We start from the raw sequence: 10624 nt of genomic DNA, 5'->3' as shown, positions 1-10624 counted from the left end.
CTTGATGTTTTCTTCACGACAAATCCGGAGTACTCGTTTGTCATTGAGGTGCATGCCGTAATACCGTTCCATATCGTCTCGAATTCGGCGGTATCCTTTATCCGGATAAGCCCGGTGAATTTCTTCTACCTTTGCCGCAATCAATCTGTTTTCTTGTTCCATCGCAGGAATTTGTCGATGAAGCCATTTGTAATAAGAGGCTCGAGTTACTTTCCCTAATTTACATAAGGCTGAAATAGGATAACCATGTTCCTCGTGTTCTTCCTGAATGGCAAGATAAATATGACGTTTTTTTAATCGGCTCAGTCCCGCCTCCTCTCTATTTCGTCCAATTTTTTTAAGAAAGAAATCTCCATTTCCGCTTGTTTTCGCTTAGCTCTTTCTAGCTTGAGTTCGGCACGTAATCTTTCTACTTCCGTAAGTTGGTCTTCCGTTTTTCTTTTCCCGCGATTATCCTGTAAGGCATCAAGACCACCGGCCTCGTATTTCAGCGTATAGCTGCGTGCCTGTTGGTAGGAAATGCCGTACTTTACCGCAGTTTCTGCGTAATTATGGTCATGAGCAATACAATACTGAACCATTTCAACTCGCTCATCAAATGTTGTTTTTCTGCCTTTTGTCATGATGAAAGTTCCTCCTGTTCCAGAAGCTTTTAGTTTCTCATGACTATTATACTGCTTAATCCATGTGCGTAGTTGTTTGGATGTTCTCACCCCAAATCTTTGGCAGATAACAGACAGAGATCCTTCCTGATTCAGATAAGCGGTTACTGCCTGAACTTTGCATTCACGAGAATAGTGTTTATTCCTCGTATATGTAAATGCCTCGATTCCATTCCCTTTATAACTACAAATCCAATCTCTGACAGAAGATTGGCCAACGGACAGACGCTTGGCGGCAGCAAGGATAGATTCTGTCCCACGGAGGATGCTTTTGACGGTATGCAATTTCTCTTGAGCACATATCTTTGTTTTTCGCATTAAAAATACTCCCCTTCAAGCAGCATGAGATTTTATTATTTCTCATGTCTACCTAAAGGGGAGCATATCACGGACGGTCTCGGTATTACTTATCACGCGACAGGTCGACCTCTTTCAGGGGAATGAGGTGTGTCTTGTGTTTAAATTTATGATAGAGGAAGACTGCCAGGAAGACAGGAATGCCGATGTAGGCGACGCTGGCACCGTACCAGTCGATTTCGGCACCGGTAAAGGCCGAGTAGTTCTGACCGGCCGTGACGATGATACACATGATCAATGCCAAGAGGGGGCCGAAGGGGAACCAGGTTGCTTTATACGGCAGGTCTTTCAGATCCTTGCCTTGGGCGATATAGGCCCGGCGGAAGCGATAGTGGCAGATGGCGATGCCAATCCAGGTGATGAAGCCGGCCATGCCGCTGATGTTAACCAGCCAGTCATAGGCCTTGCCTTCGCCGATGAGGGACGTGAGGAAGGCGGCCAAGCCGAAGACGACCGTTGCAAATAAGGCATACGACGGGACGCCGCGCTTATTCAGCTTGAGGAAGCATTTCGGAGCCTGACCCGTTTCAGCCATGGCGTAGAGCATACGTGTGGAAACGTAGAGGCCCGAGTTGCCGGCCGAAAGGACGGCCGTCAAGATGACAGCGTTCATGATCGAAGCGGCGGCGACTAAGCCGAACCGTTCAAAGACCAGCGTAAAGGGGCTGATGGAAATGTTGACGATATCCGTATTGAGCAGGTTCGGATCGGTATAAGGAATGAGGAAGCCGATGACCGTAAAAGCGCCTAAGTAGAAAATGAGGATACGCCAGAAAATCGAATGGACCGCACGGGGGACATTCTTTTCCGGATCTTCACTTTCACCGGCGGCAATGCCGATCATTTCCGTCCCTTGGAAGGAGAAGCCGGCGACCATGAAGATACCCAACATAGCCGTGAAGCCGCCGACGAAGGGCGCTTCATCGACGGTCCAGTTGACGAAGCCCGGTGACGGTTCAGAGCCGAGGCCCAAGATCAAGAGGGTCCCTGTAAACAGGAAGATCAAGACCGTCAGGACCTTGATACCGGCGAAGATGAATTCACTTTCGCCGTACGACCGGGTTGACAGGTAGTTGAGGGCGAATAAGATGACTAGGAACAAGCCGCTCCAGAGGGCTGCCGGTACGTCGGGGAACCAGTACTTCATGATGAGGGCGCCGGCGACGAGTTCGGCCGCAACGGTAATGGCCCAGTTGAACCAATAGTTCCAGCCCAAGGCAAAGCCCAAGGACTTGTCGACGTAGCGGTTGGCATACGTTTCAAAGGAGCCGCTGACCGGAAGGTATGAAGCCATTTCACCCAGTCCTGTCATAAGAAAATAGACCATGATGCCGATGAGGGCATAGGCGACGAGTGCCCCACCCGGCCCAGCAGTGCTGACTGTTTCACCGCCGGCGACGAACAAGCCGGTACCGATTGCACCGCCGATGGCGATCATGTTCATGTGGCGGGCTTTCAGACTGCGGCGCAGCTTTTGCTGCTGCTGTTGAGTTTCTTCCATGCAAAATCACAACCTTTTGTATTAAATTGATAACTAGAATCTAAAAAAACTCATACGAATATATTATATAGGATGACAGCGATAATGACAAATAAATATTCTGCAATTATGCAAGAATTATATAGGGAAGCGAATCATTTGTAGCCTTTTAGCGGCTTTTCGGCTATAATGGTAGTGTTATCATGCGTAATGGGAAAGGATAGATTATGGAATTAGAAGAATGCCGCCGGGAGATTGACTTATTGGACCGGGACTTGGCCAAGATACTGGAACGGCGCATGCAGGTCGTGGCTGCTGTCGCCGCTTATAAAAAAGAGCATCACATGGAAGTCTATGATCCGCGAAGGGAGCGTCAAGTGCTGGATAAAATTTCTAATTTGACGGAGCAGAAAAATTTGGCCCCTTATTTGCGCCGCATCTACCAGTGCATCATGGATGAAAGCAAAAAATACGAACGGGAACACATGGGGATAGGCTGATGGAAGAACTTATTGTACGAGGCATTGCCGAACGAATTTTATTTGAGGCCTCCGATTCGGATTACCGCGTCTTTCGCCTCCATGATGAAAGCGACGATACGACCTATACCGTGACTGGTCACGGAACGAAGCCCCTCGTCGGCGACCGCCTGGAAGTAAAAGGCCATTGGGTACAGCATAAGCGCTATGGACGACAGTTTGCGGCCGATGGTTGGAGCCGCGTCATTCCCGAATCGGTCGACGGCATTGAACGCTTCCTTGGAAGCGGCGCCGTCAAAGGCATGGGGCCTGCTTTGGCCCACCGCGTCGTCGCCCGTTTTGGCAAGGATACGATGGAGATTTTGGAAAAGGATGCTCAGCGCTTACTTGAAATCGAAGGCATCGGGCCTAAAAAATTGGCCGTCATAACGGAATCTTTCTACGAAGAAAAACAGATCAACGACATCGCCTACGATTTGGAACAACACGGCGTCGCCGGACGCTATGCCGGTCGCCTCCTGCAGAAATACGGCGACGATGTGAAATACGTCTTGACCGAAGAACCGTATCGGATGATTCATGAAATCGACGGCTTCGGCTTTAAGACGGCCGACCAAATCGCCTTGGCGTACGGCATGGACCGTCAGTCGCCGCAGCGCCTTGGTGCCGGCCTGGCCTACGTCCTCCAGACCATGACCCAAAACGGCCACGTCTGCATTCCCGATACGGAATTGGTGCGGCGGGCGGCCTTTCTCCTGCAGGTCGATGCCCTGGGCCTCCACGATATCTTACAGGATACCGTCGATATGGGGCAATTACGGACGGCGGATTTTGAGGGGACGGTCTACGTCTATACGCCGGAAGCCTATGAAGAGGAAGAAGCCATTGCCGGCCGGATCCGCGAGATGACTGAGATGAAACCTCTTTCCATGAAAACGCATGTTCAGCTCTTTCTGGACCGCTGGCAGGATTCCTGTCATTTTGAACTGGCAGACAAGCAGCGGGAAGCCGTCGAAAAATCCCTCCAGTCGGGGATGACTGTCATTACCGGCGGTCCCGGGACGGGGAAGACGACCGTCGTTCAGACCATCATCCGCCTGGCCGAACAAGAAGGCCTGCGCATCCTGCTCTGTGCGCCGACGGGGCGAGCTGCTAAGCGTCTGGCTGAAACGACGCAGCGCAAGGCGAAGACCATCCATCGACTCCTCATTCCCGACGGCCATGTCGGCAAAGTCCAGTCCTTTGAATACAATGAAACGAAGCTCTTGCCGGCCGACTTAGTCATCGTCGACGAAGTGTCCATGCTCGATATGGAAATGATGTACCACTTACTGAATGCCTTGAAGCCCCAGTGCCGCTGCATCCTCGTCGGCGACGCCGACCAATTGCCGTCGGTCGGAGCCGGTGCCGTCCTCCACGACGTCATCGCCTCGGAAACGGTGCCTGTCGTCCGCTTGGATACGATTTTCCGCCAAAAAGAAGGGGGCCGCATCGTAACCAATGCCCACCTCATCAACAACGGCCGCCTGCCGGTGGTCAACGAAGACCTGGAATTCCGCTTCGTCGAAATCGAGACCGAAGCCGACGGGGCGACGAAGATCAGCGCCTTGTACCGCAGTGAAGTTGAGGAAACAGGTGACGAATTTGCCGTCCAGGTCTTGTCTCCCATGTACAAGGATCCCTGCGGCGTCGACAACCTCAATCAGCTCATTCAGGAGCGGCTCAATCCGCCCGTTCAAGGGAAGGGTGAATTGAAGGGCCGCCACATGATTTTCCGCGTCGGCGACAAGGTCATGCAGAAGCATAATGATTACGAAAAAGGCGTCTTCAACGGCGACATCGGTCAAATCTTTGCCGTTCAGCATGACATGGTCTACGTTCGTTATCCCGAACAGGACGTCAAGTATGAAGGCGCGGAAATCGACGAAATCACCCTGGCCTATGCCATTACTGTCCATAAGAGCCAGGGGAGTGAATACCATACGGTCATCATGGCCCTGGTCAACAGCCATTCCATCATGCTCCAGCGAAACCTCTTCTATACGGCCGTCACCCGGGCCAAACGAAAAGTCATCTTAGTCGGCACTAAACGGGCCGTCCAAACGGCTGTCCAGAACCAGCGGACGAGCCGCCGCTTTACCTTGCTCATCCCGCGGCTCCAAGGAGAGCTGCTTACGTAATATTTTGCGACAGGAGGCATTTTTATGTCACTGCTCACCCTTATTACCAACCTCTTCTATCCGCCGACCTGCCCGGCCTGCGGCGTCCTGATGAAACGGGACGGCGACTGGTGCCCGTCGTGCCTCGCTCGAGTGTGGCATCCGCGGCGCATCAACCGCTCCCGACAATTGAAGGCCCTCGACGCCTGTTACTGTTTGGCCGACTACGACGGGGCCATGCGCCGTCTGATTCATGATATCAAGTACAAGGGCAGAGAGGGAAAATGCCGATCCTGTCGGGTATTGCTGGACCGATTTCCCTGGCCCGAACGACTGAAAGCCATCGACATGGTCGTTCCCGTGCCCTTAGCACCGGAGAAAATGAAAAGCCGCGGCTTCAACCAAGTCGAAAGCCTTTTCAAAACATGGGCTGACGATCATTATCGCTGGGCCGACATCCTCCAGCGTTTGCGTCCCACCGATGCTCAGTGGCATCTTCCCAGAAGTCAGCGTTCCGAAAACGTCCACCGCGCCTTCGGCCTTCGGGAAACAGCCGATGTCAAGAATAAGCATATCCTCCTTGTAGAGCAAAGATGATTGAGATTGATACAAAATTTTGAATGGTGTGCATAGCTGAAAAGCCCATATATAGCAAGGTTTCCGTTTAGGTCGCCAAAGTGCCAAACTTTTTTTATGCCTAAAATTAGGGAGAAGTTCAGGGTGAAGAAAAGAAGATTGCCAGTAAAATAGATACGGCAGTAACGATAGCTTTTTATCGTTACTGCCGTATTTTATGCGGGGGTCATCATCATATCATAGTGCTGGGTCTGTTCCATTACATCGAATATGAGTTTGAATGTATAACGAATTTGATCTATATTTTCTGCGTCTTCTACATAGTCGAGTCCGTCATTGAATCGTTGATTTTCAGCTCCTATATACCTTAAAAGGGCGTTCAGTAAATGTTGCTTTTCTCTGTTTTCAGTTCCGTCAGGTCTTATTTCGAGAAATTCGTCTTTTCGTTTCATGATGCGATCTGTTAAAGTTTGACCTTCGTAACCGCTAATTTGGATAAAGTAATATTCCAAAATTTGTCTGGCTGTACGCATAATGACCGTAGCGGATTTTGCTTCCTTATATTCTTTCCATAAAGCGGCGTATGCATCACGTACAGGTGTATAGTTTTTTTCGATTGCAGGGGTATCGCTGTTGATATCTCGTTTGACGCATAGTTTTACTATCGAGACATTTCGTGTTTTTTGAATGAGATAAGAATTTACGCAATGATAGTATTTGAGTCGGTTATATGAAACTTCCTTATGGAAAAAGGCATTATGCGTCAGAATAAAAATTTGTTTTATATAGCGCGGTGTATCTTGCTTTGAAGCAGAACCATTATTAAAACAAATGGAAATCATTTCACGGATGATGGCACTGACAATGAACAGTGATGTGCTGTCCATGCTTGAAACAGGGTCATCAATAACTACGATTCGGTCTTTAAAATCGCTGTCAGCATGTTCGCGTCCTTTGACTTTGTGGTAAAAGTAAAGGAATGCAATAAAATTACGTTCACCTTCGCTTAAACCATGTGCTGGGGAGCCATCATCTCGAATAATTTCATATTTGGTGGAATCGCGTTTATTCTTTTGAAGACGGAACCCTTGGAACCCTGAATCTAGTAATTCTTTATTGATTGTTTCCATTGTCGAATCGACATTGACAATCTGACTATTCAGTTTAGCAATCTGTGATTTTAAAGAAAGGCCTTTTTGGGTAATGTCATTTTGTTCTTTCGTCAATTTTGAAATTTCTGCATTCACATTTTTTAGACTGGTGCGGTAAGCATCAAGTTCTTTTTTAGATAGGAAAGCCATATGCTGCCAGACTGATTTTTTACACTCGGCCTGTTTTTCCTGTAAAGAAGCAATGATGTCGTTGTTAGCTTGGATAGCGGCATTGAATTTTTTTATTAAAGCATTTAGGCTATCAACAAGTTCAGATGTATCTTCTAAGTAAATAGGGCGTGAAGGTGCATCTAATTTCTCCTGTATGAAACCTTGGTTAATTTGTACAGTCTTTTTCAGGTTAATAAGTTGTTCTTTGTATACTGTGAAATCAATGCGAGAAAACTCGCAGTTTAGATTATTATCGAACTGGGTTAATAATCGAGCGAATATATCATTGTAAGACTGTTGGAAATTTTCTAGTGAATCGATATCAGACTTATATTCTTCATCGAAACAGGCGGCAAGCTGTTTTGCAAAATCAGCAGGAAGAAGCTGATGACAATAAGGGCAATGGCCATCTGTTTTTTCTGCGAATAACTCGTGACCTTGTTTGACCCAGTCCGTTGCACCTACCGCCTGTATGAATTTTGCAAAAGGAGTATCGGCACTGCTGATGATAGGTTGGGAAAGTAATACCGAATCCAGAGGTTCTTCAGGGGAATCCTTACATCCTTCTTTTAAAAGAGGATAGGATTTGGCTCTTTCATCAAATGCAGTTTCATATAAAGATTGCAGTACATTGAAATCTTGCTCCTTAGGTTCACTGATGGAAAGCAATTCATCAGTGAATACGGATTTTTTTCCTCTTTTACCTGCAAGTGCCTTTGCAAAGCGGTTGCGGATATCTGATGTGGTTTCCCAGCAAGAGGACTCCAATGCGATTCTTAATGCGGGAAGCTTTTCTTTTGCATCTGTAAGTGCATTTTTCTTTTCTTGATACTGCACTGCAAGCTTGTCGCGTTCTCCATTTAATTCGGCTACTTTATTTTGAATTTTGATATTTCCTTCGTTCAAACTGAAAACGCCAGGCATAGCAGCATCTTCCTTAATGTTTTTTGCGATGAAGTCCTGATCATAGACTAGAACTTCAAAGTTGCTGATGTCCGGGGTAATTCCGGATTTAGAACGAATAAGGCGGGCAATCGTGGATTTTCCGCTGCCATTTTTACCGTAAAAATAGTTAATGAGCGTAGGGTTTATTGTAACGCCATGAAACGTATTGTCGTCGAGAAAAATTGCTTTTATTGCGCCTTGCATTTTCTTTTCTGTCATTGAACTCGCCTCGTTTGTGATAGCAAAAGAACAAGCCTTAGCCGGGAAGGCTTAACAATCAGTAGGTTTAAATCGGGAACCCCAATTCACGGAATTCAGAAATCAAATCGACCTTTTTGACAGTCCAGTGTGTCCGATTGAGTTCACAGAAGCCTTTATGCCCATATATATCAAAATTCAGCAAGTTCTCGTTTAATATTTGCTGACTGAATTTCCAAAGAATGGATGGTTTGATGATAATTCCTTCATGGCGTACCTTTATTTTCAGGATGTAGCCGAACCCCGCTTGCTGATCCGGAGCGGCTAAACCATATCCTTCGTTTTCATGTGCAAAAATAGTAGGAAAGGTTTGAAGCGACTGAATTGCATCATCTGATAGAAGTGCGAACATTTTTTTTACGTCATCATCAATATATTCTGTAAGTGCTCTTGATGGTTCTATTGAAAAGCAGATTTCTGGATTTTTGATATCAATCATCCCGTCAACTATTAGATTGTAATAATCCGTATTAGGAGTCAGCGGCTGGTTGGGCACGATAGTTGGAATTGTTTTTTGTGTGGCATTTATGATTACATTATCAGCATGCTGAATCAACGTGTTTTTTTGTCCTTGCTGTGAGATGGACGGCGTAATTGAAGTCGTCGGCTGAGATATAGTGGTTTTGCTCAGGGTTAAATCATTGGACAATTAGAATCACACTCCATTGAAATTTCTTATTACTTGGGTGTTGGCTCTTTTGCTGGCCAAAGTTCGAGATACCGGTCACGTAATTCTTCGCGGATGCGAATAGAATTAGGCCTTAATTCTTCACGTAATCTTTCTCCTTCTTTAATGGACTGATTTTTACAGATTAAAAAATCAGGGTTAGAGGGGAGTAGCCGCATATATTTATCAGAGAGATAGTACAAATATTCATTGAAATTGTTTAACGTGTGGCAGACGATTTCCTGTATTTTTTCAGATTCGAAATCTCTCCAATCAAACTGCCATTTATTGTAGTTACGTTCAATCAATTCAATACAATGAATATCAAAAGCATCGCCTGTCGGATCGATGCGTATGCAGTATTTCAGAATATTTTTATAAGCATTTTTAAATTCTGCTAATAATTTTGCATCGTTATTGGAAATTTTTATATCACCCAATATAGTACTAGGAAATGTAGATGAGTTTCTGCCTGGCTGCATATTGATGTTGACCGTGTCGGCATGCTGTATGACTGTGTTTTTTTCCCCATACTGATTGATGCTTTTATTAGTTACTGCGTCAACAGAAACCTCTATTGGCTTTATTTGGCCCTTAGCTGGGAATTTGTTTGACATCTTAACCGCCCCTTTTGCCATCAGATAATTAGCGTATCGACATGAGTGATGTGGATATTTTTTTCACCATGTTGGTTGACTATAGTCGCATTTTGAATGATTTGTGTTTTTGAATAGTTGTTTTCTTCGGTGGTAGACGAATCGTCGGCTTCATAAGCCTTTTCTGAACTTTGATTGTTTTCTCCGTCAAGTACAGATGCGGATGCCGATTGATGGGATGTGTTGCTGCAAGTAACTTGCAGTTCCTGTTTAATATTGGCTCCTACACGTCCCTCATATTTTTCATAGCTGACGGGATACCAGGAGTGGTAGGTGTCGGCGCCTTTTATATTTTCATTAGAACGATTTGTGGCGATATAATACAAAATGCCCAAAAGAAGATCAGGAAGATTTATTTCTGTGTGGGTTATCAGGCTCTGTTTTTCAACCCATTTAGGCCAAATGAAAAATTTTTCATCTACTGGTATTGAGGAATCTTCTTGTATTAAACCGAGCAAATTACGGGTGAGTTGCTCGTATAGCGACTCGTTAATGAAATCACGGGTAAATTGCACCATCGCAGAAAAAGCTTTAGAATTTTCTTTTTGGATGTCTTCACCAAAGTTTCTGCGTTTATCATAATCGTTAAATCCAATGAAGGTACATAAATTCTTTTGGCATTGTTTAAAAAAGCTGGCATAGGTCTTAAGAGTGGTGCCTGCCGAACAGAAATCTGTAAGCTGATAAATTGAAATAAGCCTCCTGAACAATTCCGGTTCAGAGAGGCTTTCTTTTTGTCCTTTTACAAGCTCGGTATGTGTCTTTGTACTCTTTCTTGATCTGAGAACTTGGACAAAGAACGTACCGCCGCAAAGGAAGGGGATTCTCGTGTTTTTCATGATTGCCTCTGTTTTTCAAAAATAAACTCAATAAACTCGATATCCCATTGCAATAAACCCGATAAACAATATTCTGAAATCACAGATGGGGCAATGGGGCCGACATAGTTGCCTTTCTATCATTATATCACGTGATGGCATGATTGTCGTACTCCTGAATCCCTCAATCTGTAGTTAAAAAATCCGTTTCGAGGTTCATCTTTCGACGGGAAGATGCCTGGAGC

10 protein-coding genes are annotated in these 10624 nt (G+C 45.8%); 3 read left to right on the top strand and 7 right to left on the bottom strand.

What is annotated here, in order from left to right:
• The 3 genes from UCI88_RS11450 to UCI88_RS08665 form a co-directional block, all read right to left on the bottom strand.
• On the bottom strand, positions 1-162 hold a 162-nt coding region (locus UCI88_RS11450), incomplete at its 3' end, for a transposase (protein ID WP_407944388.1).
• Between the two features lie 140 nt (positions 163-302).
• Positions 303-980, bottom strand: coding sequence for a transposase (locus tag UCI88_RS08670; RefSeq protein ID WP_256179342.1), 678 nt, complete (start codon positions 978-980; stop codon positions 303-305).
• 85 nt (positions 981-1065) lie between these two features.
• The gene (locus UCI88_RS08665) at positions 1066-2520 is read right to left on the bottom strand and encodes an amino acid permease (protein ID WP_044503586.1); all 1455 of its coding nucleotides are present in this window, start codon (positions 2518-2520) and stop codon (positions 1066-1068) included.
• Positions 2521-2726: 206 nt separating this feature from the next.
• Here UCI88_RS08665 and UCI88_RS08660 point away from each other — a divergent pair, with 206 nt between their 5' ends.
• Genes UCI88_RS08660 through UCI88_RS08650 form a run of 3 tightly spaced genes read left to right on the top strand, consistent with a single transcriptional unit; the run spans position 2727 to position 5734 of the window.
• Positions 2727-2999 (top strand): chorismate mutase, encoded by a 273-nt coding sequence (locus UCI88_RS08660; RefSeq protein ID WP_256179341.1) that lies wholly within the window; start codon positions 2727-2729, stop codon positions 2997-2999.
• Positions 2999-5158 (top strand): SF1B family DNA helicase RecD2, encoded by a 2160-nt coding sequence (gene recD2, locus UCI88_RS08655; protein WP_256179340.1) that lies wholly within the window; start codon positions 2999-3001, stop codon positions 5156-5158. Before UCI88_RS08660 ends, recD2 begins: the two co-directional genes overlap by 1 nt.
• Positions 5159-5182: 24 nt before the next feature.
• Positions 5183-5734: a ComF family protein gene (locus UCI88_RS08650; protein WP_256179339.1), complete on the top strand. Its 552-nt coding sequence runs from the start codon at positions 5183-5185 to the stop codon at positions 5732-5734.
• Positions 5735-5928: 194 nt separating this feature from the next.
• On the opposite strand, the gene UCI88_RS08645 is transcribed toward UCI88_RS08650, so the two are convergent.
• From UCI88_RS08645 to UCI88_RS08630, 4 genes are all read right to left on the bottom strand, one after another.
• Positions 5929-8199 carry an AAA family ATPase gene (locus UCI88_RS08645; RefSeq protein WP_256179338.1) on the bottom strand — a complete coding sequence of 757 codons (2271 nt, stop codon included), beginning with the start codon at positions 8197-8199 and terminating at the stop codon, positions 5929-5931.
• A gap of 67 nt (positions 8200-8266) precedes the next feature.
• Positions 8267-8887, bottom strand: coding sequence for a hypothetical protein (locus tag UCI88_RS08640; RefSeq protein WP_256179337.1), 621 nt, complete (start codon positions 8885-8887; stop codon positions 8267-8269).
• 29 nt (positions 8888-8916) lie between these two features.
• Positions 8917-9522, bottom strand: a complete 606-nt coding sequence (locus UCI88_RS08635) for a hypothetical protein (protein ID WP_169013059.1) — start codon at positions 9520-9522, stop codon at positions 8917-8919.
• Positions 9523-9542: 20 nt separating this feature from the next.
• On the bottom strand, positions 9543-10400 hold the full coding sequence (locus UCI88_RS08630; RefSeq protein WP_256179336.1) for a hypothetical protein: 858 nt from the start codon (positions 10398-10400) through the stop codon (positions 9543-9545).
• Positions 10401-10624: the final 224 nt, after the last annotated feature.

This window comes from Megasphaera massiliensis, from assembly GCF_036305205.1.
Lineage (GTDB): Bacteria > Bacillota > Negativicutes > Veillonellales > Megasphaeraceae > Megasphaera > Megasphaera massiliensis.
The sequence above is the reverse complement of the archived record's forward strand: the minus strand, read 5'-3'. Positions and strand labels throughout refer to the sequence as shown.